Consider the following 22,643-nt stretch of genomic DNA (forward strand, 5'->3'; position numbering starts at 1 on the left):
GATACATCCCGCCTGCAGAAGCTGAGGCAAACTACTACCGGCAACTCGCCAATCAGGCCACCACGGTGGCGGCCTGACTTAAACCAACGGGCTTCCACGAAACCCGGGGCGGTTCAGTTCAACTATTCCCGGCAAGCTAAATTTGCCATGTCGGATGACTTTGCCTACAAGATCCTGCCGACTTTGATGCTGGAGAATGCCAGCAAGAGCGGTGGCGGTGGTGGTTCTCGTGGCGTAGGCCCGCAAATAGCCGCGCTTTACCGGTGATCAAACCAGGGCTTCGTGAACAAGAAGGCTTTGCCCATGCTGTCGGAAATGGGCATGCTGACCGGCCAGGCCGTGAACACGTCCACCCCGGGCACCACCACGGCACCGCTGTGGAATGCTGGACTCGCGGCCTCCAACGCCTTCGAGTGGTCCAAGGTTGTGGTGGACCAGCGCATCCTGCCATACCTTGCACGTCACAAGATGGAGGCCAGCGACTCCAATGTGCTGAGCGTCATCAACCAAATCACGCGCGGCAATCAATTGGCGGGCTCTGTCCTGGGCGAGTTCTATGTAAAGCGCCGGAACTTCGAGCGCGACCAGAAGCTATTCGAAAACGTCCAATCCCCCAAAGAGGCCTACCAGAACGCCATGAGCAAAGACCCGGCCACCGCGCGCCGGGCGTTGTCGGCCCAGTGGGAGAACTTCGAGACCAGCCTAATGCACAACGTGGCACCGCTGGTGGTGCCCGCGCTGATAAAGCTGGCGCAAGGGCTCAACACCATGGGAGCCTGGGCACGAGCCCATCCCAACATGACCAAAGACCTGGTGCTGGGGTTTGGTGCGCTTTCGGGCGCAATGGCGATTGGCGGAACCCTGGTGGCCACCACGGCCGCTTTCAAATTGATGAACACCACGCTCGGCGGTGGTGCGGGGCTGGCGGGCACTTTGGGGAAAGCCGGGCTGGCGGGTGCTGCTGGGTTCGCCATTTTGGAGGTGGGCCGACTCGGCTTTGCGTTGCATGACCTTTGGACCGCCAACAATCGCGACGGTGTGAAGCTGACACCTTATGCCCAGTCCCGTGCCAATGATCCCGCCTTGCCTGGCCTGGACCGCGATTTCAAACCATTCGACAAGTTGCCACTTGGTGGAATGCGTGACACCGGAAGCGGCCGGGACTTCGTGAGACCCAGCCAGAACCGGCCAATTCAAGTGACGACAAACACCTATCTTGATAAATACAAGATAGCAACGTCCATCACTGAGGTACAAGCCCAGGTACTTGGCCGCCCCGGAACCGGTGCACTCACCCAGGATGGCAGCATGGCCCCGCGTAAGGCTGGCGCAACGGGGGCGTACTGATGTTGGAATTTTCTAGCCTGGGCGCGTTCGTCCAGCATCTGGACAGTTTGAGCGCCATCGTAGAGGCCAGCCAGCACCAAGGGCTCAAGCGTGCTGCGGCGGTGATCGAGAGGGCCGTCAAGGACGAGATCGGCCACTACCAACCCGCAACAGGGGCGTTCCCTGCCTGAGCCGCTCTGGCCGACTCCACCGAGGTGCAGAAGGCGCGAATGGGCTACCCGGCCGATGCGCCGCTGCTGGCCAGCGGGGAGGCACAGCGCAATATTGGTCACGAGGTAAGTGGCAATGATGCTGCGATTGGCTCCCCTGATGAACGAATGGTGTTCCATGAGTTTGGCACTGGCAAGATGCCGCCGCGCCCGGTGTTCGGGCCCGTAGCGTTCAGGACTGCGGACCAGGTGCTGCAGATCGTTGGGCAAGAGGTAGTTTCAGCGCTCGTTGGGAAAGCGGTCCGTACCGGTGCGGGTAGCGGCCAGTCTGGATAGTTCGCTGGGGTGTCGTTTCCCCAGACGGCACCCCAGCACTCAACTATTGACGTGGCAACCCTTGGAAAGGGTGCGCAAAGGTGCTCGATAAGTTCGCATATTTCCGCGCAATATCCGAACGGGAAAATGCACGGCTTCTCCAATGAGGGGAGGCTGGAAGTAGGTGTTATTTCCGAACGATTTCCGCGCATTTTTGCGCAGGAAGGTGCGCACCACGGTGCGAAGTTATGCGCTCTGTGCATGGCAGCCAAGAGTACACAACGGGATTTTGCAAAGTTGCGCAAGTTGCGGGTGCAACCACTAAAAAGAGCTGGTTAAATCCGCCTCTGGTTGCACGGCTGGGTTCGGTCTGATGCTCGTACTGCTGGCCTCAAGCGACGGGCCATGCTACAGTTCTTCTTGGTGCTGAACACACCATAGTTAGCGTCCCAGGCCCCCACGATAGCGGGGCTTTGCCGTGTCCAAATTCAGTTTTGGGCTGGGTGTCTCACGTTCGTAAGGCGTGGGGGGTGTCTAACTACACCTGTTCAACCACCCAGCCCACCCGTTACGGCTTGAGCACCGTAGCTCGTGGTTTTCAATCTCAGTTAGGAGTCGAAACCATGGCGATAGCCATTACCACCACCATGCCCAAAACGGGCAACGCGCCCTCCATTGTCCGACAGCAGGCCATAGAAAACGCACTATCCATGGCGTTGTATTTCATCCGCAAGGCCCAGCACCCGGCAGATTTCCAAGCCGCCACTATGCGGGCAGTACGTGCTACTTCCATGCTAAAGCAAGCCTGCGCCGAGTCTTCCACCGCCGTTACGGTGGGGGCTTGAACCATGGCCACCGCTACAAAGCCCACGGACAACAACGCCACAGCCACGCCCATCGCAGCCAATGGCCTCCAGCGTATCGGGATGGACCTAGTACACCCCTACGGCGTGTACATCGACTACTACAAAGTAGCCGAGTACGCCACCGAGGCAGAGGCCAATCAGCACTTCCAAAGCCTTTACCAAGCCCACAAGGCAGGCGACGCAGCATGAGCACGCCCACACTAGATTTTGATGCGGCACGGCGAGCCGTTTGCATGGATGCAACCTATGAAATCGAGGCGCTAGCGGCTTCGCTGCCCGGCCTTGTGCCAAGGGAAGTAGATGGCGCATATCTTGTCGTGAGAGGCATCGCGGCACGCCTGGCCCAATTATCGGGCGTGGTGATGTCGGGCTTGAATGACGATGACGCCAGTACGGTGGACTTGCAATACAGCGTATCCGGCGGTATCGAATGATTGCCGCTACAAATTCAATAGCTGCTTACGTAGGTAGTACGCGCTACAGCCAAAAAAGACGGGGAAGACCGTTTATCCCTTGCTTTTCATGCCAACCATGAAATTCAGATGCTGGCAAAGGGGCTAAGCCGTCTCATTGAGGCGGTCGCGGACGAAGAAGCGCCTATGGCGCACGGCATTCTTTCCCGTATTCAACTGCTGTCTGATACTGTGTTTTTTGCGATGCGTCTGCATGGTCAAACAGATGAAGAATATGGAGTTCGCACCGTAAGAGAGTTGCAGGCGGCGTTTGATGGTGGGCTATAACCGATAGCCGCGAGTCTTCCAGCTACCCAGCCCGGCCACTGTGCCGGGTTTTCTGTTTGTGGACCGAAGCACTCCCGTTTGGGATAGGCTGTCTGCGGAAGCCAGCGGACCGGCATCCTGAACCGGGGTTCAGGTGTGGCTACAGAGTACAAAACCATGTACTCGTGGCTACGCAGTGGCTACACCGACCACAAAAGCAAAAAGCCTGCTATCTTTTGAATAGCAGGCTTTCCTTACTGTACTTGGGGTGGCTGATGGGGCTCGAACCCACGACAACAGGAATCACAATCCTGGACTCTACCAACTGAGCTACAGCCACCGTAGTCTTAAATTATAGCCTGAATTTCCCCATTCAAACTCTTACCCAGCATCAACACTTGTTTTAACCAACGGTTTGGCAACATTGATTTTGACTTTGAAGCGCTCCTTGAGCGTGTTGTAGTAGGCACGGCTCTCGGCACCCGCCCAGCCTTGGCTATATTGTTCACGGCCTTGCTTGCGTTGGGCTTCAAGCGGTGCATCACGCGGCACAAGTTTGTTGATCTTGGCAATGGCATAACCTTGTTCACCGAGGTCGGTGCCAATCCAGACAGGCAAGCTGACCATATCTGCCCGCAAGGCGGCATCCACGACCTTTATCGGTTGCTGCTGGGCGTTTTCACGTGACACCACTAACGGTACGGACAATACCGCAGTGCTGGGGTTGGCCTTCCAGGCGGCAAGTTTCTCTTGACCTTCTTTTTTAGCCAGAGCGTTCGCGCGCACACCCACCACCCGTAGCCGCACTTGGTCTTTGACCTCGGCAAAAGGCTGGGTGTGTGCGGGCGTGTACTGGGTGATACGCCCAGACACCAATTGGTTAGGCGCAGTTTCTACCGCCTCGGTATTGCGCTTTTTCTCGATTGAATCAGAGGAGAAGATGGCATTCAGGAACTTGGCACTGGCCAACACGCCTTTAGCGCCAGGCACCGGAGTACGCGACAGCGATGCGGTCTGGACATTTAACTTGAGGCGGTCTGCGATCGGCTTAAGGCTGTCGGCTTGTTCGTAGACACCGTTGGTAAACGCATCGGCGGCTTCGGCAAACTTGGACGGGGCTTGTTGGCTCTTCAAATCGGCTTCAAGTTCTGGCCGCATCTCTTCAAAGCTGCGTTGTTTAGGTGCGCGGATGTCGGTCAGCTGGATGATGTGGTAGCCAAAATCAGACTCCACGATGTCACTGATATCCCCTTTCTTCAAGGCAAAAGCCGCATTTTCAAAAGGCTTGACCATGGCGCCACGGCCAAAATAATCCAGGTCGCCGCCGTTGACGGCCGAGCCGGTATCCTGCGAATTCTTCTTGGCGACTTCGGCAAAACTGGCTGGGGTTTTTTTGACCAGGGCCAAGAGCTCTTCGGCTTTTGCGCGGGCTTTTTTACGCTCGTCGGTCGGTGCGTCTTTGGGGGCGTTGATCAGAATATGGCTGGCACGGCGCTCTTCTTTGCCAGCGAGGCGGTCGGCGTTTTCTTTGAAATAGGTTTTCAGGTCCTGCTCATTGGGTTGGATGCCTTTTTTCACCGCATCCAGGTCCAGCACTGCGTACTCGATTGTCGCCTGCTCCGGTGCCTGGAACAGGGCCGGATGGTCTTTGTACCAGGCTTCCAACTCGGCATCGGTCGGGTTCACCTTGGCAGCGAAATCAGCAGTCTTGAACACGGCAACCTGCACTTCACGCTGTTCAAACAGGGCATTCAGCGCGACATCGGCCTCTGCACCCGAACTGAACGCGGTACCGGCCACGCCCGCCACCACCTGGCGTTGCGAAAGGTCGGTGCGTACACGGGCTTCAAACATGGCCGGAGTCATGTTCTGGGCGGCCAGCAACTGGCTGTAACGCGCCATATCAAGCGAGCCGTCGGCGTTGCGTAGCGACGCGATAGTCGGGTCTTCCTGCAGATTACGCGCCAGGCGGCTGTCGCTGGTGACCAGGTGGAACTTATCGGCGGCGGCCGCAAGTACACGCTGCTGCACCAGGTTTTCCAGTGTGGCGTAACGCGCCTCAGGCGAATCCAGCAGCTTGGGATCTGTGCCCGGCTGGGCGGCCAAGATGCGCTGCACTTCATTGCGGTGCGCGTTGTCCCAATCCGTTTGTTTGATATCTTGCCCGGCCACCTTGGCCACCGTGTTGCCGCCTTCGTTGAACCGTTGGAAGCTTTCCTTGCCGCCCACCAAAATAAAGGCAGGAATGATCAGCAAGAACATCAAGCCCATCATGATCTTGGTGTGCTTGCGGACGAAATCAAACATGGCAGAACTCTTTTGAAAAACACGATGGGCCTAGTGCCCATGCTTAAAAACAAAAAAGGCGAACAACTTGTTCGCCTTTGCCGGGTGGGAGTGGTGGGTGCTGACGGGCTCGAACCGCCGACCTACGCCGTGTAAGGGCGCTGCTCTACCAACTGAGCTAAGCACCCCACCTGAAACACAAACCTCAGTTCAACGCATCTTTCAATGCCTTGCCTGGACGAAACTTTGGAACCTTAGCGGCTTTGATTTTAATCGCATCGCCAGTGCGGGGATTTCGCCCGGCACGCGCAGCGCGCTTACCCACCGCAAAGGTGCCGAATCCTACCAGCGATACGGTACCGCCTTTTTTCAGCGTCGTTTTAACCGCGCTGATGGTGGACTCCAAAGCACGTGTAGCAGCTGCTTTGGAGATATCAGCATGCTTTGCGATGTGTTCAATCAATTCCGTTTTGTTCACAAGGAGCCCCTCGCTCAAATTTATTCAGACCACGATGTTCAAAAATTTCCCCCTGTACTGCAGTCTGCAGTGCGCAAAAAACAAGGCTGGGAAAAACATAACTTTGCAGCAACCACTGCTCAGGCAATTAAAACCATGGACTTGCATGGTGTCAATCGGACAAACTGCTTTCGAGCGGCGCGGAGGCGGATTCTAGACCGTTTTTGGCCCGGTCCTTACACCCCAGCGACACTTTTTAAATCGAGCCCGCCACGCTCCAAAAACGGCAGTTGGCGTGCACCAGCACCGTGCAATCCGCTTCTTTCACTTTGTCCGCGCCCGGATTTCAGGCAAGGCTCTTTGTAGATAGTAAACCATTGACCAAATGGTCAACACCGCTGAAATCCAGATCAGCCATACGCCCCACAAATGCGTATCGACCACGCCGAACAAACGCCCGTCGTACAACAAAAACGGAATCGCCACCATCTGGGATACGGTCTTTAGCTTGCCGATCATGTGCACCGCCACGCTCTTGGACGCGCCGATCTGCGCCATCCATTCACGCAGCGCCGAAATGGCGATTTCGCGGCCAATGATGATCAGCGCCACAAACACGTCGGCACGGCCCAGATGCACCAGCACCAGCACACAGGCGCAGACCAAAAACTTGTCTGCCACCGGATCCAAAAAGGCTCCAAACGACGAAGTCTGGTTCAACTTCCGAGCCAAAAATCCGTCCAGCCAGTCGGTGGCGGCAAATACCACGAACATGACGGTGGCCACCAGGTTGCGGCTGGGCTCGCTGATCGGCAGGTAAAAAACACCAATAATCAACGGAATCGCGACGATGCGCGTCCAGGTCATGATGGTGGGGATGGTCCAAAACATGGCTTGATTGTGTCACGCCAACAGCACAGTCAGATCAGCGCAGTGCACGGTAGATTTCTTCGGCCAATTCACGCGAAATACCGTCAACTTTGGCGATATCGTCCACACCCGCAGCCGCCACGCCCCGGATGCCGCCAAAACGCTGCAACAAGCTGGCGCGTTTTTTGGGGCCGATGCCCGCAATGTCTTCCAATTTGCTGCCACCCACGCGGACCTTGGCGCGCTGGGCCCGCATGCCGGTAATGGCAAAACGGTGGGCCTCGTCACGGATCTGGGCGACCAGCATCAGCGCCGCCGAGTCGCGGGCCAAGGTGGCTTTGGTTCGGCCGTCGGCAAATACCAGTTCTTCCAACCCGACCTTGCGGCCCTCGCCTTTTTCCACCCCGACGATCAGACCCAGGTCCAGCCCCAGCGACTCGAACACGGCTCTGGCCATGGACACCTGGCCCTTGCCGCCGTCGACCAGCACCAGGTCGGGCATGCGCCCTGCGGCAGGTTCCGCAGTCGGCTCCGTCTGCACGCCAAACTTGCTGTAGCGCCGCGTCAGCACCTGGCGCATGGCGGCATAGTCGTCGCCCGGCGTGATGCCTTCGATCTTGTAACGCCGGTATTCCGAGTTCTGCATTTTGTGCTGCTGGAACACCACGCAGGAGGCCTGGGTGGCCTCACCGGCGGTGTGTGAGATATCGAAACACTCGATACGCAAGGTATCCAGGTCGTCCGGGGCCAGGTCCAGCGCGTCTACCAGGGCGCGGGTGCGGGCCTGTTGTGAACCCTCTTCGGCCAGCAGGCGGGCGAGTTGCAGGCCCGCATTTTTCTGCGCCATTTCCTGCCACACGCGGCGCTGCTCGCGCGGGTTGTGCACCGCCGTCACCTTGACGCCGCTTTGCGACGACAAGGCATCCAGCAAAGCCTTGCCTACCGGCGCGCTGGTAATCAGGGCCGGGGGAATCGGGATGTCGATGTAGTGCTGGGCGATGAAGGCCTCCAGCACCTGCACTTCCACGGCCTGGGCCGCATCTTCGCCCTCCACCTCCACCGCACTCATGAAAAAAGCGTCTTCCACGTGGGTCGGAAAATAAGCCCGATCGCCCAGGTGCCGACCGCCGCGCACCATGGCCAGATTCACGCAGGCGCGACCGCCCTGCACTTTCACGGCCAGGATGTCCACGTCCTTGTCAGACACGTTGTCTACCGACTGCTGGTGCAGCACCGTGGACAAGGCACTCATCTGGTTGCGTAGCTCGGCCGCCTGCTCGAACTCCAGCTTATCGGCGTGGGCCATCATGCGCACCTCCAGCGCCTGCAGCACCTGCTGGGTTTCGCCGTCCAGAAACCTTTCGGCGTTCAGCACGTCTTGCGCATAGTCTTGGGGCGACACAAAGTTGACGCAGGGACCCGAGCAGCGCTTGATCTGGTACAGCAAACAGGGCCGCGTACGGTTGTTGAACACCGTGTCTTCGCAGGTGCGCAGGCGGAAGACTTTTTGCAGCAGCTGGATCGACTCCTTCACCGCCCAGGCACTGGGGAACGGGCCGAAGTAACGGTGTTTTTTTTCCACCGATCCCCGGTAGTAGGCGACGCGCGGAAAGGTCACCGCGCTGGGCTCGGCAGAGAACGCTGGCAAGGCGGTGATCTTCAAATACGGGTAGCTCTTGTCGTCGCGGAACAAGATGTTGTACTTGGGGTGCAACGTCTTGATCAGGTTGTTTTCCAGCAGCAGGGCCTCGGCCTCGGAGCGCACCACCGTGGTCTGCATGCGTGCAATCTTGCTGACCATGTGCCCAATGCGGGTGCCGCCGTGGTCGCGCTGGAAATAGGTGGTGACGCGCTTCTTGAGGTTTTTGGCCTTGCCCACGTACAGCACGGTGCCGTCGGCATCGAAGTAGCGGTATACGCCGGGCAAGGCAGGCAGCGCGGCGACTTCACTCAGCAACTGGTCGGAATGGACGGGCGCTACGGCTGGCGCATCAGGCGGCACGGCAGGAACCACCAGCGGTTCAACAGGATTAATCTCGGACATAGGCCGTATTGTGGACAATCCCGGGTTGCGCTCCGCCACACTCTGCATGAATCCCCTGAAATACCTGTCCGCCTACCCGGCCCACGTCACCGCCCAGGTGCAGCAACTGCTAGCCGACGACCAACTGGGCGCGCTGCTGCTCAAAAAGTACCCGCGCGCCCACAGTGTGCGCACCGACAAAGCCTTGTTCGAATACGTGATGGACCTCAAAACCCAGCACCTGCGCAATGCCGCGCCCATCAACAAAGTGGGCTTTGATGCCAAGCTGCACGTCTACCACCATGCGCTGGGCACCCACACTACCGTGTCGCGGGTGCAGGGCAACAAGCTCAAGGCCAAGCACGAAATCCGTATCGCCACTCTGTTCAAAGACGTACCCGACGCGTTTTTGAAAATGATCACCGTGCACGAGCTGGCGCACCTCAAGGAGCGCAACCACGACAAGCCCTTCTACCAACTCTGCACCTACATGGAGCCCGACTACCACCAGCTGGAGTTCGATGTGCGCCTGTACCTGACCCACATCGACGCGTCCGGCAAACTGGACTGGCCCACGTGACACCCCAGCGCTGGGACATTTTCTGCGAGGTGATCGACAACTTTGGCGACATCGGCGTGTGCTGGCGGCTCAGTGCCGACCTGGCGGCGCGCGGCGTGCAGGTGCGACTGTGGGTGGACGACCCTTCTGCCCTGGCATGGATGGCCCCGCAGGGCTGCCCGGGCGTGGAGGTGCGGCGCTGGACGCAGCCTTTGGACGTCGAAAACCTGCCGCCCAGCGATGTCTGGGTGGAGGCCTTCGGCTGCACCATTGCTCCTGAATTCGTAGCTGCTTACACAGACATCACCTGCACCGACGGCCTAAAACCCTTATGGATCAACCTGGAATATTTGTCGGCCGAGCCCTATGTGGAACGCTGCCACGCCCTGCCCTCGCTGGTGCGCGAAGGCCCGGCAGCGGGACGGGCGAAATGGTTTTTCTACCCCGGCTTTACCGCCCAGACTGGAGGCCTGCTGCGTGAGGCAGACCTGGCGCAGCGGCAAGCGGAATTTGATGCCGGGGCGTGGCTGCGCGCGCAGGGCATACCGCCGCGCCAGCCGGGCGAGCAATGCATCAGCCTGTTTTGCTACGAGCCGCCAGTTTTGGCCGCGCTGCTAGAAGAGCTAGCCCAGTCGCCTACCCCCACCCGGCTGCTGGTCACCTCAGGCCGGGCCGCACGCGCTGTACAAGCCGCACTTTTAGATAAAAACAGGCTCCAGCGCATATTCCGCTTGCGCGGGCAGCTATCCATTTCATACCTACCCACCCTGGACCAACGCGACTTCGACCACCTGCTGTGGGCCAGCGACTGCAACCTGGTGCGCGGCGAGGACTCGCTGGTGCGGGCCATCTGGGCAGGTAAGCCCTTTGTGTGGCATATCTACCCGCAGGACGACGCAGCCCACCACGCCAAGCTGGAGGCCTTTATGGACATGGCCCAGGCCCCGGCAACTTTGCAGCAGTTCCACCGGGTCTGGAACGGGCTGCAAGCCAGCGCCCTGCCCGCTCTGGCGCTGGACGACTGGGGGCCGTGGGCGCAGGATTTGCGCACCCGGCTGGTGCAGCAGCCCGACCTGGCGACCCAGCTACTCCAATTCAAACCCGAAACGGGTTAAAATCCAGGGCTTTGCCCAAACGGGCTGCTACCGGCAAACGCGAATGTTTTGCCTTACCCGCCGCAGACATCTTCTTTGAGAAGCATTGAGCGGCCCTCACTCCAGAAAATGCTATGAAAATCGCCCAAGATATCCGCGCTGGCAACGTCATCATGCACGGCAAAGACCCGATGGTCGTCCTGAAAACCGAATACAGCCGTGGTGGCCGCAATTCCGCCACCGTGCGCATGAAGCTCAAAAGCCTGATCGCCAACTTCAACACCGAACAAGTGTTCAAGGCCGACGACAAGCTCGACCAAGTCATTCTGGACAAGAAGGATTGCACCTACTCCTACTTTGCCGAACCTATGTACATCTGCATGGACACCGAATACAACCAGTACGAAGTCGAAGCCGAAAACATGGGCGACGCACTGAACTACCTGGAAGACGGCATGGAACTGGAAGTCGTGTTCTACGACGGCAAGGCCATCTCGGTCGAGTTGCCCACCAGCGTGCAGCGCGAGATCACCTGGACCGAGCCCGCCGTCAAGGGCGACACGTCCGGCAAGGTGCTCAAGCCCGCCAAGATCGCCACCGGCTTTGAATTCGGCGTACCGATTTTCGTGGCCCAGGGCGACAAGGTCGAAATCGACACCCGCACCGGCGAATATCGCAAACGGGTCTAAGTGCGTCCAAGCACAGCTACCCAGCAAAAGGCTCCTTCGGGAGCCTTTTTTATTGCGGCAAGAATATCCTCCACCATGACCTCCACCAAAACCGTTGCGCATTTCGTCCCCAAAGTCATCACGCCCACGGCGGAGCAACTGGCGATCCAGATCAGTCCGGCGCGGGTGGCCATCGTGGAAGCCAATGCAGGGGCCGCCAAAACCACAGTGCTGGCCTTGCGGATGGCCGAAGCCTGGACGCGGGGGACGCGGGCCGAGCAGATTTTTGCGCTCACCTACACCGATGCAGCCTGCACCGCCCTGAAAAACGCGCTGAAGAAAATCGGCGTGCCCGCGGCCGTGGCGCAGCAGATGCGCGTCCAGACTTTTGAGGCTTTCAGCACCCAGGTGCTGGCCGATATCGAAGGCAACAAAGTACCGGTTTACACCGAGGCTGAACAGTTCAGCCCGGTGATATGGGAGGCGGTGCAGCAGGTGGCCGACCACCCCGATGCGCGCTGGCGCTCCGAGCTGCTGATGCCCACGCTGGGCGACCACGGTATGACGGACAGCTTCTTGCAGCAGGGCGAAATCCTCAAAGGCACGCTGCGCGACGTGCTGCAGCGCGATGAGCAGGCTGTGTCGCCCGACTATGCCGACAGCATTGGCACCGAATACACCCAGCTCAAGATCCATTTGGCGTTCGAGCGCATCCGCTGCGCCAACCCCGAAAAGCCAGCCTTCCGCGGACTACAGGATGCCACCTACGACCTGGCCTGCCTGCTGCACGGCGGGGAATCGGTGCGGCACACGTCCACCTGGCCGCAGGCCGTCAAGGTGCTGGTGGTCGATGAAATGCACGACATGAACCAGGCCATGTTCACTCTGCTGCAGGCGCTGCTGGCCAGCAACCGCTGCTTCTTTTGCGGCGTGGGCGACATCGACCAGGTGATCCACAAAGCCACTGGGGCCGACGCGCAATTCATGCGCTCCGCTCTGGAAGCGCACAGCAGCCACGCCGTGCAGCGCTACCCGCTGACGCACAGCTTCCGCTTCAGCCCGGCCCTGGCCAAGCTCGCCGGTGCCGTGGCCCGCAACAAACCCTACGCCTCGCTGGCACCCCACGCCACCAGCGTCGCGGTGCACAGCTACACCGACAACGCCGACTGCGCCCGCCAGGTAGTGGAAGCCGCCATGCAGTGGAAGGCCCAGCCCAAGGCCAGAATGGATGCATTCGCCGTGCTGCTGCGGCACCCGCACCAGTCGGTGCAGATCGAAAACGCCTTGATCACCGCGGGCATTCCTTACACCACCCAAGGCTTCAACAGCTATGTGCAGCGCCCCGAGGTGCTGCTGCTGCGCGGCCTGCTGGCGGTGGCCACCGACGATCTGGCCAGCATCAGCGCCGAGCAGACGCGCAAAAACATCCTGCGTGCCCTGGTGTTTTTTGCCGAATCACGCATCCAGGTGGAAGGCCGCGAGCACGAATCCCAGCAGGAGCTATTAGACGATGCAGTGCGCGCCGTGGCCGTAGCTCCGACATTTTTGAAAACGTTTTTTGACAACCAGGTACTGCGCAATGCCCCGGCAAGCACCCGCCAGCGGCTGCAGGCTGCCATAGACACCATCCGCAACCACAAGGGGCCGGGGCTGCTGAATGCAGTGCTGGCGGCCCTGCACGCACCTTCGTTGGTGCGCAACGTGCTGACTTCCACCCGCCGCCGCCTGGAAGCCGAGTCGAATTTGGCCTGGCTGGCCCAGGCAGCTGAGGGCTTTGCCAGCCCGGCCCAGTTCTTCCAGCACCTGAACGCCATCGAGCAAAAGCAGCAGACCAGCCCCAAAGACAAGGCCGCCAGCCTGCTGATCGCCAGCATCACCAGCGTCAAGGGTTTGGAATTTGATGCGGTGCTGCTGCCCTACCTGGCGCAGGGCGAGTTTCCCGATCCGCAGGGCGATGCCGATGAAGAACTGAACACGCTGTACGTGGGCATCACCCGCGCGCGGCGCGCCCTCACCGTGTACACCCAGGCAGAGCGCCCCGGCGGGTTCAGTGGATTTTGCAAGCCCCCGGCGCTGTCGGTGGAATGATGCCCCAGCGGATCACGCCAGTGGCGCTGCTCGTGGCCTCTTGCTGCGACACGGCCCAGGGCAGGTTCCACACGCCGGTATCGGTGGCCCGGGCCATCAGACCGTTCAGGGCCGGGCTGTTGTCGGATGCGCCGGTGGCACCGGTGGTCTGGTTGTCCAGCACCAGCGCGCCGCAATCGCGCACGGCATCGGCATCCACCCACGGCGACTTGAACAGATGGCCGTCGATCAGCACGGCCACGCGCTGCGGGCTGTGGGCCACAATATTGCCGCCCAGCCAGATGTCGGATACCACCAGACGCAGCGGCGCGTCGGTATGGGCCTTCCAGACCTGCATCGCGTCGCGGGCCAACACCGCGCCGGGAAAGTTTGCCCGGGTTTTGCGGTGCAGGTGGTCGGCCAGCACGGTCTTGCTGACGGTCATGCCCACGCTCAGCAGCACATGCGTGGCCACCACAAACACCAGCACCCGGCGCAGCATCTGCGGGGTGTCAACGCGGCGCACCAGCGCCATCACCAGCAGGCCGCTGCACAAGAACGCATTGGTCCCCCAGCGGGACTGCAGCTCGGTGCGGCTGGCGATGCCGTAAATGGTGGTCAACACCAGAGGCGACAGCGCCGCCACCCACAGAAACAAGCGCTCCTGGGCTGGTAGCACAGGCAACAGGCTTGCGCTGGCGCCCGGGTCTGCCGCTTTGCGCAGCCAAAAAACATAGCCCAGGCAGGCCAGCAAGGGTAGCGTACGGTAGACCTGCGTGAGGCCAAAGTCCAGCAAGCTGCGCAGCCCCTCCAGCCAGCCGGACATGGGCTGGGCTACCGAATGGGCGTACTGGAAGGGTAAAAAGTTGGTCTGCTTCAGCCAGATAGCGTGGGGGGTGAGCACCAGCACAAACACCACGGTGGCCACGGCAAGCCCTAGCCAGGTGCGGCGGTGGTGTAGGCGGCGGTCCAGCAGCAAATACAGCACCAAGCCCGCAATCGGCAGCAGTGCCACGTACTTCACCAGCATGCCCAGACCGGCAAACAGCCCGGTCAAGGCCCATAGCTTTAGCTGGCCGCGCCGGGTCGCCCAGTAGAAAAACAGCACGGTGGCCGCCTGGAACGGCAGGACCACCAGGCTGTGGTTGAAGTTGTCACCGCCCAGGTTGTGGTAAGTCACCAGCGAGGTCAGGGCCATGGCGATCAAGGAGCGCTGCGGCGACATGAATTCGCAGCCCAGCCTCCAGGTCAATGCCAGCGCCACCACGATGCACATCTGGGTGGCCACGAAAGGCAGCGCAACCGACGGGCCAAACACCTGCAGCAGCAGGTGCATGATCCACGATGGCATGGGCGGGTGCTTCCAGTAACCGCTCTCCATCGAAAACGACCAGATGAACTGTTCGGCCGAGTCGATCTCGGGGGCGTTGTAGGTCAGCCCGAAGGCAAAGCCCCATAACAGCACCTGGCCCACACACAAGGCCAGCACCCAGTGCCATGCCGGGCGCACCGCCGGTACGGATGCCGCAGAACCCGACAGCGCAGCGGGCATGGTGGTTTTGGACATAGGCGGACAAGCTCTGGTAGAGGCAGCGTTCGGGGCGCACAAAGCACCCCGAACAAACCCCGGCGCATGCCAGGGTGGATGGTGTACAGCGGAATCAGCGCTTGCTCAGCAGCACCTTCAACACGGTTTGCATACGGCGGGCATTGCCTGCGTCGAAGCTGCTGGCCAGTACCTTGGCCGTGTCTTGCGCCCAAGTTTGGGCTGGTGGCGGGTCGTTGCGGCGGGTCAGCAGTTGCAGTTGTAGCATGCGGCGGGCGCTGATGTGCTCGGCGGGGGTCGGCGCTTCGGCCGCCATTTCTAGGCGCAGCAGGGCTTCGGCCGTGGTTTTTTCATCGGCCTTGGGGGCGGCAGTGATGCTGTGCGACCAGGCGGTACGGGTGGCGGCGTTGACGCTGCTGCCCAGGGCCTGCGCTGTGGGCAACTGCTCGACATCGCGCTTTTCCCAGGCGGTCAGCAGGTCGGTGAGGACCTCGCCGTGGGCCTGTGCGGCCAGCTTCTTCAGGGCGTGCTGGGCATTTTCCAGGGCATCGCGCTGGGCGCGGAAGGCGGCATCGCCCAGGCGCGGGCCACGGTCTTCGAACGCAGGGCGGTCACCATAACGTCCCATATCGCGGCCACCGTCACGGGATGGACGGTCACCACGCTCGCTGCGGATGGGTTCGAACTTGTTGTCGCCAGGGCGTGGCGCACCGCGTGGGCCGTCTTTGCGGTCGCCAAACTTGCCACCGCGGCCTGCGGCAGCGGGCTCGGCTTTCTTCATGCCGGGGCGGTCGTCGCCGCGCATGGCCACCACCGGCTTGCGCACGGGCTTGGGCGGCTCGACCGGAGCAGCCTCGGCAACCGGTTCGGCGGCAGGCTCGACATCTGCTACGGTTTCAGTAGCACTCTGCGCAGACACTGCCTGCGCTGGAGCCTGATTTTCTTCAGAAACTTCAGCAGCATCAACGGCGGGCGCAGCGGCTTGGGCTTCGGCTTGCACGGCGGATTCGGCAACGGCTTCGGCCTTGTCGGCTTGCACCGCAGCCTGGGCCAGGGCCTGGCCACGCAGCGCGGCTTCCAGACCGGCCACGGCAGTACGGATCTTTTGGGCATCGCCGGTGGCGTTGGCGGCATCCAGGGCCTTGGCAGCGTCCAGCACCATGCGGTCGCGGTCGCTCAGGGCGCTAGCGGATTTTTCGCGCTCTTCGGTCTTGCGGTTGAAAGCATCGTCCAGCGGCTTGCGGAACGCGTCCCACAGCTTTTGTTCGAACTTGCGGTCCATGGGCACGCCTTGGGCCTCGGCCTGCCAGCGCTGCTGCAGGGCCTTGACGGCATCGATGCGCAGCACCGGGGCCGCACCCAGGACCTTGGCTTCTTCGACCATGGCGTGGCGGCGGTCCACACTGGCTTTTTGCAGATTCTCCAGCGGCGCGGCGGCCAGGCCGATGGCCTCTTTCCACAGCGGCTGCATTTCGGCAAAGGCTTTTTCGCCCAGGTGGCCGGCATCGCGCCAGCGGTCGCCAAACTGGTGCAGGATGCGGGAGAAGCCCTTCCAGTCACCATCTTTGGCCGTCACGTTCTCGGCGGCCCAGGCCTTGACTTCTTCGATCAGGGCGAGGCGCTGGGCTTTGTGGGCCACGGCATCGGTCTTGACCTTGTCCAGCCAGGCTTCCACGACTTTGTAGGCTTCATTGCAGGCTTCGTCGAAGCGCTTCCACAGCGCGTGGTTGGGCACGCCGCCTTGGTCGGTTTGCTTCCACTGCTCGCGCATCTGGCGCAGCGTGTCTTGCATCTTGCGGCCGCCCAGGGCGTGGCCTTCGGGGCGCTTGAGCAAGCCCTCGGCCTTGATCAGCAGTTCTTCGCGCAGTTGGTCGGCGCGCCAGCGCTGCCAGCCCTCCAACTCACCAGCTGCGGCCAAGGCGGCTTGGGCGGCGTTGCCCAGCTTGTCGTCGACCAGGCGGTTGTGTTCTTTAAGGGCATTGCGCAGGGCAGCGGCTGCACCGGCGCTGGCTTTGCCATGGCCTTCGGCCACTTCTTGCTCGACCTTGGTGAGTGCGGCCTGCACTGCCTGGTTGGCGGCATCGCGCAGGGCCGGGTCTACCGGGGCCTTGGGGGCGCGACCTGGGTTGGCGGCCCGGTCTGTTTTAGCGGTTTCCAGCGGCACACCGCGGGCTACGCGCAATTCATCGGCCCACACGTTGACGGGCGGCAAAGGTGCAGCCGCGTCAGCATCGGCCGCCACCGTGATGGCCAATGCGCCCTGGAAAGCCTCCCACACCACCAGCAACTGGCCGCGCGAGGCATCCAGCATGGTGGGGTATTTGCCATCCACACTGCTCCAGTTGGCATCGGCAGCCAGCGCGGTGGCCTGGTCTTGCCAGTGTTGGACATCGGTGCGCAGAACGTCCAGGGCGGTCTGGGCATCACGCCAGGGCTTGGTGGACAGCACTTCGATGCGCTGGGCCAGCAACACGGCGGCTTCGCGCTGGACTTGCACGCGGTGCTGCAAATCTTCAATGCCTTTGACGCGGTCGGCCAGTTGCACGCGCAGGCCGGCCAGTGGCTCTTTGCTCAGCGGGGCACCGGCTTTGGCGGCATCGCGCTGCCAGGCCATGGCATCGGCCATGTTCAGGCGCGGCAATTCGAGCAGCGCGGTGGCCTTGCGGGCCCATTCGGCGGCGATGAGTTCGGCACCCTTGGTGCGCTTGAGTTCGTCGAGCTTTTCGCGCAGCGGTTTGGCGGCCCCGCGGTCGCGCCCGTTCAGCTCCTGGAACACCTCGTGCATCTGCTCATAGCTGGGGTTGGTGAGCAGCCAGTCGCGGATGCGCTGGGCGCGCTCGCCCGCTGTGTGGGCCGAGAAAGCGCCGCCGGTCAGGGCGTCGAGCGGATGCGGTTCGTTGGATTTGGTGGTCACGGCAGGCTTTTCAGACACAGGTGCGGGCGCGGTTTTAGGATTGGAGAAACCAAACATGGATGGACTTATTCTTGGAGGTTGGCCAGCGGGTACCGGCCAGGTTTTCACCATGTGGCTGGTATCCGCAAAGGGTAAATAAACAAGTGGCCCATGGGCCACAAGCGCCCTGCGGCCACTGGGGCCGCATACGGGCAAGACCTCTATTTTCGCCGCTTTTCAGGTGGCGTTGTAAAACCACGGGATTGGTGACAACGAATCCCACGTTTCAGCCAGAACGCACACCCCCAGGGATACCGCAGAACCGGCTTGGCCGGGCTGCTGGTGTCGCCCTCTGCAAAGGGGTTGGCGTAGCACAGCGTAGCCTGGGGATGAGCCCTATTCACGGCATGGCCAGTTGGAGGTCGGCCTGGGGCTTCCAACCGGTCCCGTCATCGACGGTTTTGGACGCGCCTAGAAACAGCCGGTCCAGCGGTAATTTTTTGGCCGCCAGGTAGCCGCGCACCGCCACGCCGCGCTGGATGGCGAGCTGGCGGATGGCGTCTTCGTCGGCGGGCATATTGGCCAGCAGCAGTTGCTCCATCTCCGGCACGGGCAGGTCTTTGGCCAGGCCCAGGGCATTGCGCGGCTTGGGAAAGTTGGCGCGCTTGTAAATGGCTTTGAGCAGGCTTGGGTATTCGGCATCGGACACAGCGATGTCTGCAGGCGCATCCGCGGCGCTGGAGTCGCCCTCTTCCGTCGGCGCTGCCAGAGGCGTGCCCTGCAGCACGGTGTTGCGGCGCTTTTCGGTCTCGACACGGCGGCGCAGTTTTTCACGCTGCAGCGCGTCACGCTCGGCATTCAGACTGGCGCTACCGACCACCGTGAGCCTCAAGGTGGGCCGGTCGGTCAGGGCCTTGGCGACCTTGTCCAGGCCCGCGCGGGCCTCGGAGTCCAGCGCGGCGCTGCCCAGCGGGAAATTAACCGTGCCCAGCGCATCCGCCCCGCCACCAAAGGCGTGGGCCAGCAAACTGAACGGGGCGGTGATGGCCTTGGTGATGAGGTTGCCGAGAATTTTGAAAATCACCGGGCCGATACGAAACTGCGGATCGTTCAGCGAGCCCGACAGCGGCAGATCCAGGTTAATCACACCGTTGCTGTCGGCCAGCAGGGCCACGGCCAGCTTGACGGGCAGGCTGGACGGCATACCCGGCACCTGCTCGCCAAAAGTGAGCTGGTTGAGGGTGATTTTGTTGGTGGCGGTGAGCTGGCCGTTGGGCAGCACCACGTAGTGCACGTCGATGCTGAGCTTGCCGCGCTCGATGCCGTGGCCCACGTAGAAAACGCTGTATGGCGACAAGCTGGGCAGCTCCAGGTCGGAGACCTTGCTTTTGATGTCCAGCGCCAGCGGCTTGGCCAGGGGGTTGAGCTGGCCCAAAATTTCCAGCACGGCAGAGTCGCCCACACTCCCGCGCAGCTCCAGGTCGGCCATCTGCACCGTACCGGCCACGGGCACGGACGCAAACGCGCCCAGTCGCCCGGTCAGGGCGCTGAGGTTGGCGCTGTAGTTGGGCTTGATGAAGTAGTCGGTGAACAGCACCCGTCCGTTCACCAGGCTGATGCCGCCAAAGCGCACCACTGCGCCGCCGGGTTCAGGCTCCTTTTTTATATCTTTTGGGGCGCTAGTGCTGGATAGTGCTGCACTGCTAGCTACTTTTTTAGTAGCAGCAGCGGTATCGGCCGGGCTGGGTTTCACCAGGTCTTGCAGGTTCAGGCGGCCGTTTTCGTTGAGCACCAGACGGGCATAGAAGTCGCTGAGCGCGGTTTCCTTGACATCTACGGTGGTGGGGCTGGCGGGTGACATGGACACGTCCAGCCCGCGCAGGTTCAGCAGCTTCCAGCGCAGCAGGGCCTGCTCGCTGGAGGCATCGGCCACCTTCGCTGCCGCGGCCGCATCCCCCAACGGTGCGGAACTCGGCACTGCAGGCGCAGCAGCCTGGATGGCGACCATGGCGACCCCGTTGTTGGCACGGAAGTCTTCCAGCGTACCGTCGCCCTTGAGCTTGAGCACCGGGCCGGCCGGGCTGGCGGTGTAGGCCACCTGGCCCTTGAAGCTGGTGTCGGCGCGCACGATGTCCACGTTCAGCGATGCGCCGAAATACGGCTCCAGGGCGTGCAGCGGCAGATGCAGCAGGTCCACCTGGCCCACGGCGGCCAGCGGTTGCAGGGCCAGCGTGCCCTGGTAGGCCAGCCGCCCCGGCTCAACGTTGCGGGAATTTTCCGCGCCAATGCGGGCGCTGATGGTCAGGGGCGAGGCTTTGGCGCTGCCCGGCACCAGGTCTTTCATCTGCACACTGAGGGCGCTGATGTCCAGGGCCACCGGCTGGTAGGGGGACTGGTCGAGGAAGGACAGCGCGCCGCCCTCCAGCGCCAGCTCTGCAATGCTGATGGCCCAGGGGGAACTGGCGGACGCGGCAGAAACGGCAGAAGCAGATTTCACCTCGGCGCTGGCCGCCGGGGCTTTCAGCCAGCGTTCAAACATCCAGTGGCCGTCGGTATTGCGCTGCACCTGGGTTCGCGGCTCGGTGAGCAGCAGCTTGCCAATCTGCACGCGCTGCGCTGTGACATCGACCACCGCCTGGCTGAGCTGCAGCTGGCGCAGGCTGAACAGACTGGAGGCAGCCACTTTGCCCTTGGCGGGGATTTCACCCAATGCCAACTGGTCCAGCGTGAGCTGTTTGGCCGTCACCTGCAGCGGGCCCGCGGCCTGCCAGTGCACCTGCAGATCGGCTCCCAGCTGGCCGCTGAGCCGGGGCTCCAGGGTGTTGGCCAGGTAGGGCGCGGCAAGGGCCAGCGGCAGGCCGCCCAGAGTGGCGTTGACCTTGGCCTCCAGGTCGGTGGCGGTGCCGCTGAGCTTCAGTTCGGCAGGCGTTGTACCTTTGTCAGTGCCGCCCTCGACCTGCGCCGAGGCCTTGAATTCCAGCGGCTCGGCGAATGGCCAGGCAATGGCCGAGGCCTGCACCGCCACGCCGTGCAGGGCCATTTCGGCTGTGGGGCGGGTGCTGGCATCCGACCAGCGCAGCGTGCCGTCTTGCACGGCCAGCTTGGCGACGCTGACTTTCCAGCCCGCATCGTTTTTTATGTCTTTTGTGCCGCTGGCGCTGGGTGAATCTGCGCTGACAGCTATGGTTTTTGTAGTTTTGGCAGGGGACGTGAATTGCAGATTGCCCGCCGCGTCGCGGCGCAGATCGACCACCGGGGCGCTGAGCGCGACTTCGCTGATCTTCACGCTTTGTTCCAGCGGGCGCAGTTCGTCCAGCGTGACTTTGAGCGTGTCCAGCGCCAGCCATTTTTCGCCCTGGGGATTGGCGATTTTCAGCCGGTCGGCCTGCACCGTGCCGCTGAGCAGCACCGACATTTGGGGGGTTTGCTCAAACGCAAATTGCAGGTCGGCACTGAGCACCGCGCCTTGCAACTGCACCGGCAGGCTGGTGGGCAGGTAGGCCAGGTACGGGGCCAGGTCGAGCCGGTCGAGACGGATGCGCGCGTAGGTCTTGCGGCTGGGGTCAAACGGGATGGACTGGGCGGCGGTATCAAAGTGGCTGCCGTTGAGCTGGAAGGACAGGTGCGGCTCGGTCTGGATGCTGCGCTGCGAATCCAGGTTGCTCAAAAACGGCAGGGTCAGGTGCAGATCCCGCAGGGTGTGGGTGGTTTTGAGGGCCTGGTCGGTCAGGTCCACCGCGCCGCCGGTGATGGCGATGTTGTAGACGGCAAAGTGGGGGGGCGCGCTTGCGGGCTTGTCGGACGGGGTATTGAGCTTGGCCAGCACGTCGTCAAAGTCATAGTGGCCATCGCCCAGGTAGGTGGCCTTGATGGTCGGCTGGTCCACAGAAATCGCATCCACTACCGGGGCCAATCGCCGCAGCGACTGCCACAGTGCGGCATCCAGCAGGATGCGCTGGATGTGGACCTGGGGCTTGTTGCCAGAGGCGCTGGCAACAGACAGATCCTCCAGGGTCAGCACCAGCGTCCAGGGGTGAAAGTCAGCACGCCCCAGAGTGACACTGCGGCCCAAGGTGTCGCTGCCGAATTTCTCCACCCCGTACTTCACCAACGCTGGCACCGCCAGCCAGGTGACTGCGCACAACCCCAGCACCCCCGTTACGGCCCAAGCCGCTCGGCGCAACCACTTGTTTTGAAAAAATGTCATAGCACCCATTTTGCCGCCAGACCGTGGTGGGTCTGCAAGCGGATGTGTACCTAATGGCTTGGCGCAAATTGGCGGGTCAAACTGCACGCGGTGGTTAAAAGCGAGCCATCAACAGGCACCACGCAACGTAATAACACATCTTCCAGAGACACCACGGAACCGGCTTCGCCGGGCCGTAGGTGTCGCCCCCTGCAAGGGGGTTGGGAATCAGCGCTTGCGCTGTAGCCTGGGGGTGTTCCAAAACATAAAAGCCCGGTGCCCGACTCACGTCGGGCACCGGGCTTGACGGCGAACTTGCGGTTCATGCCGTCGAGATTGCAAGGGAGAGATTGATGTCCCCCATTGCGTTGGAGGCAAGAGATTGCTTCCATTAGGGACCGGGGCTGCTGCATCCCACCATCGCAAATTGTCAGGTGGCACTGGCTCCTACCGGTTAACGCCTGTTTGCACAGGCACTGACAATTTAATCCAAGGTGCACGGGAATACAAATGTGTCTTTCAATGCATTTACGGCCCATGATTAAGGCAATGTGCTTGACAACACCCGCCGCAAAGAACAGCCAATTGCAGCCCCTAA

19 protein-coding genes and 2 tRNA genes are annotated in these 22,643 nt (G+C 61.6%); 12 read left to right on the forward strand and 9 right to left on the reverse strand.

Features of this window, described 5'->3' with window-relative positions:
* The 8 genes from AC097L_RS22725 to AC097L_RS22760 form a co-directional block, all read left to right on the forward strand.
* Nucleotides 1-267: hypothetical protein (locus AC097L_RS22725; RefSeq protein ID WP_479589003.1), on the forward strand; the 267-nt coding region annotated here is incomplete at its 5' end.
* A 36-nt stretch (nucleotides 268-303) separates the two neighbouring features.
* Nucleotides 304-1,347, forward strand: a complete 1,044-nt coding sequence (locus tag AC097L_RS22730; protein WP_479589005.1) for a hypothetical protein — start codon at nucleotides 304-306, stop codon at nucleotides 1,345-1,347.
* A complete protein-coding gene (locus tag AC097L_RS22735) occupies nucleotides 1,347-1,517 on the forward strand; it encodes a hypothetical protein (RefSeq protein WP_479589008.1) in 171 nt (56 codons plus the stop codon). The genes AC097L_RS22730 and AC097L_RS22735 overlap by 1 nt, the downstream gene beginning before the upstream one ends.
* Before the next feature lie 39 nt (nucleotides 1,518-1,556).
* Nucleotides 1,557-1,832, forward strand: coding sequence for an HK97-gp10 family putative phage morphogenesis protein (locus AC097L_RS22740; protein WP_479589010.1), 276 nt, complete (start codon nucleotides 1,557-1,559; stop codon nucleotides 1,830-1,832).
* Between the two features lie 602 nt (nucleotides 1,833-2,434).
* Nucleotides 2,435-2,656, forward strand: a complete 222-nt coding sequence (locus AC097L_RS22745; protein WP_479589012.1) for a hypothetical protein — start codon at nucleotides 2,435-2,437, stop codon at nucleotides 2,654-2,656.
* A gap of 3 nt (nucleotides 2,657-2,659) precedes the next feature.
* The gene (locus AC097L_RS22750) at nucleotides 2,660-2,866 is read left to right on the forward strand and encodes a hypothetical protein (RefSeq protein WP_479589014.1); all 207 of its coding nucleotides are present in this window, start codon (nucleotides 2,660-2,662) and stop codon (nucleotides 2,864-2,866) included.
* The gene (locus AC097L_RS22755) at nucleotides 2,863-3,111 is read left to right on the forward strand and encodes a hypothetical protein (RefSeq protein WP_479589016.1); all 249 of its coding nucleotides are present in this window, start codon (nucleotides 2,863-2,865) and stop codon (nucleotides 3,109-3,111) included. Before AC097L_RS22750 ends, AC097L_RS22755 begins: the two co-directional genes overlap by 4 nt.
* 165 nt (nucleotides 3,112-3,276) lie before the next feature.
* On the forward strand, nucleotides 3,277-3,417 hold the full coding sequence (locus AC097L_RS22760) for a hypothetical protein (RefSeq protein WP_479589018.1): 141 nt from the start codon (nucleotides 3,277-3,279) through the stop codon (nucleotides 3,415-3,417).
* Between the two features lie 243 nt (nucleotides 3,418-3,660).
* On the opposite strand, the gene AC097L_RS22765 is transcribed toward AC097L_RS22760, so the two are convergent.
* From AC097L_RS22765 to uvrC, 6 genes are all read right to left on the reverse strand, one after another.
* Nucleotides 3,661-3,736, reverse strand: a tRNA-His gene (locus tag AC097L_RS22765).
* A gap of 41 nt (nucleotides 3,737-3,777) precedes the next feature.
* Nucleotides 3,778-5,703, reverse strand: coding sequence for a SurA N-terminal domain-containing protein (locus AC097L_RS22770; protein WP_479589020.1), 1,926 nt, complete (start codon nucleotides 5,701-5,703; stop codon nucleotides 3,778-3,780).
* Nucleotides 5,704-5,794: 91 nt separating this feature from the next.
* Nucleotides 5,795-5,870, reverse strand: a tRNA-Val gene (locus AC097L_RS22775).
* A gap of 17 nt (nucleotides 5,871-5,887) precedes the next feature.
* Nucleotides 5,888-6,160: an HU family DNA-binding protein gene (locus tag AC097L_RS22780; protein ID WP_295957592.1), complete on the reverse strand. Its 273-nt coding sequence runs from the start codon at nucleotides 6,158-6,160 to the stop codon at nucleotides 5,888-5,890.
* Between the two features lie 303 nt (nucleotides 6,161-6,463).
* Complete coding sequence (gene pgsA, locus AC097L_RS22785) at nucleotides 6,464-7,030, reverse strand: CDP-diacylglycerol--glycerol-3-phosphate 3-phosphatidyltransferase (RefSeq protein ID WP_479589023.1); 567 nt, start codon at nucleotides 7,028-7,030, stop codon at nucleotides 6,464-6,466.
* A 34-nt stretch (nucleotides 7,031-7,064) separates the two neighbouring features.
* Nucleotides 7,065-9,053 carry an excinuclease ABC subunit UvrC gene (gene uvrC, locus AC097L_RS22790; RefSeq protein ID WP_479589025.1) on the reverse strand — a complete coding sequence of 663 codons (1,989 nt, stop codon included), beginning with the start codon at nucleotides 9,051-9,053 and terminating at the stop codon, nucleotides 7,065-7,067.
* Nucleotides 9,054-9,099: 46 nt separating this feature from the next.
* On the opposite strand from uvrC, the gene AC097L_RS22795 reads away from it, so the two are divergent.
* The 4 genes from AC097L_RS22795 (at nucleotide 9,100) to AC097L_RS22810 (ending at nucleotide 13,441) form a co-directional block, all read left to right on the forward strand.
* Complete coding sequence (locus AC097L_RS22795) at nucleotides 9,100-9,612, forward strand: YgjP-like metallopeptidase domain-containing protein (RefSeq protein WP_479589027.1); 513 nt, start codon at nucleotides 9,100-9,102, stop codon at nucleotides 9,610-9,612.
* Nucleotides 9,600-10,706, forward strand: coding sequence for an elongation factor P maturation arginine rhamnosyltransferase EarP (earP, locus tag AC097L_RS22800; protein WP_479589062.1), 1,107 nt, complete (start codon nucleotides 9,600-9,602; stop codon nucleotides 10,704-10,706). Before AC097L_RS22795 ends, earP begins: the two co-directional genes overlap by 13 nt.
* 113 nt (nucleotides 10,707-10,819) lie before the next feature.
* Complete coding sequence (gene efp, locus AC097L_RS22805) at nucleotides 10,820-11,374, forward strand: elongation factor P (RefSeq protein WP_315243334.1); 555 nt, start codon at nucleotides 10,820-10,822, stop codon at nucleotides 11,372-11,374.
* 75 nt (nucleotides 11,375-11,449) lie between these two features.
* Nucleotides 11,450-13,441: a 3'-5' exonuclease gene (locus tag AC097L_RS22810; RefSeq protein WP_479589030.1), complete on the forward strand. Its 1,992-nt coding sequence runs from the start codon at nucleotides 11,450-11,452 to the stop codon at nucleotides 13,439-13,441.
* On the opposite strand, the gene AC097L_RS22815 is transcribed toward AC097L_RS22810, so the two are convergent.
* The 3 genes from AC097L_RS22815 to AC097L_RS22825 form a co-directional block, all read right to left on the reverse strand.
* A complete protein-coding gene (locus AC097L_RS22815) occupies nucleotides 13,401-14,987 on the reverse strand; it encodes a glycosyltransferase family 39 protein (protein ID WP_479589033.1) in 1,587 nt (528 codons plus the stop codon). The two genes, AC097L_RS22810 and AC097L_RS22815, sit on opposite strands and share 41 nt — an antisense overlap.
* A gap of 94 nt (nucleotides 14,988-15,081) precedes the next feature.
* Nucleotides 15,082-17,937 (reverse strand): DUF349 domain-containing protein, encoded by a 2,856-nt coding sequence (locus AC097L_RS22820; protein ID WP_479589035.1) that lies wholly within the window; start codon nucleotides 17,935-17,937, stop codon nucleotides 15,082-15,084.
* 322 nt (nucleotides 17,938-18,259) lie between these two features.
* The gene (locus AC097L_RS22825) at nucleotides 18,260-22,066 is read right to left on the reverse strand and encodes a DUF748 domain-containing protein (protein WP_479589037.1); all 3,807 of its coding nucleotides are present in this window, start codon (nucleotides 22,064-22,066) and stop codon (nucleotides 18,260-18,262) included.
* Nucleotides 22,067-22,643: the final 577 nt, after the last annotated feature.

The organism is Rhodoferax sp. RT5P35 (assembly GCF_056521385.1).

Coding starts and splice junctions, on each gene's coding strand:
- AC097L_RS22760 (WP_479589018.1), top strand. CDS start 3,277: ATGGCGCACGGCATTCTTTCCCGTATTCAACTGCTGTCTGATACTGTG.
- AC097L_RS22820 (WP_479589035.1), bottom strand. CDS start 17,937: ATGTTTGGTTTCTCCAATCCTAAAACCGCGCCCGCACCTGTGTCTGAA.
- AC097L_RS22795 (WP_479589027.1), top strand. CDS start 9,100: ATGAATCCCCTGAAATACCTGTCCGCCTACCCGGCCCACGTCACCGCC.
- AC097L_RS22815 (WP_479589033.1), bottom strand. CDS start 14,987: ATGTCCAAAACCACCATGCCCGCTGCGCTGTCGGGTTCTGCGGCATCC.
- pgsA (WP_479589023.1), bottom strand. CDS start 7,030: ATGTTTTGGACCATCCCCACCATCATGACCTGGACGCGCATCGTCGCG.
- AC097L_RS22750 (WP_479589014.1), top strand. CDS start 2,660: ATGGCCACCGCTACAAAGCCCACGGACAACAACGCCACAGCCACGCCC.
- AC097L_RS22755 (WP_479589016.1), top strand. CDS start 2,863: ATGAGCACGCCCACACTAGATTTTGATGCGGCACGGCGAGCCGTTTGC.
- AC097L_RS22810 (WP_479589030.1), top strand. CDS start 11,450: ATGACCTCCACCAAAACCGTTGCGCATTTCGTCCCCAAAGTCATCACG.
- AC097L_RS22770 (WP_479589020.1), bottom strand. CDS start 5,703: ATGTTTGATTTCGTCCGCAAGCACACCAAGATCATGATGGGCTTGATG.
- AC097L_RS22735 (WP_479589008.1), top strand. CDS start 1,347: ATGTTGGAATTTTCTAGCCTGGGCGCGTTCGTCCAGCATCTGGACAGT.
- AC097L_RS22740 (WP_479589010.1), top strand. CDS start 1,557: ATGGGCTACCCGGCCGATGCGCCGCTGCTGGCCAGCGGGGAGGCACAG.
- AC097L_RS22825 (WP_479589037.1), bottom strand. CDS start 22,066: ATGACATTTTTTCAAAACAAGTGGTTGCGCCGAGCGGCTTGGGCCGTA.
- AC097L_RS22745 (WP_479589012.1), top strand. CDS start 2,435: ATGGCGATAGCCATTACCACCACCATGCCCAAAACGGGCAACGCGCCC.
- efp (WP_315243334.1), top strand. CDS start 10,820: ATGAAAATCGCCCAAGATATCCGCGCTGGCAACGTCATCATGCACGGC.
- uvrC (WP_479589025.1), bottom strand. CDS start 9,053: ATGTCCGAGATTAATCCTGTTGAACCGCTGGTGGTTCCTGCCGTGCCG.
- AC097L_RS22730 (WP_479589005.1), top strand. CDS start 304: ATGCTGTCGGAAATGGGCATGCTGACCGGCCAGGCCGTGAACACGTCC.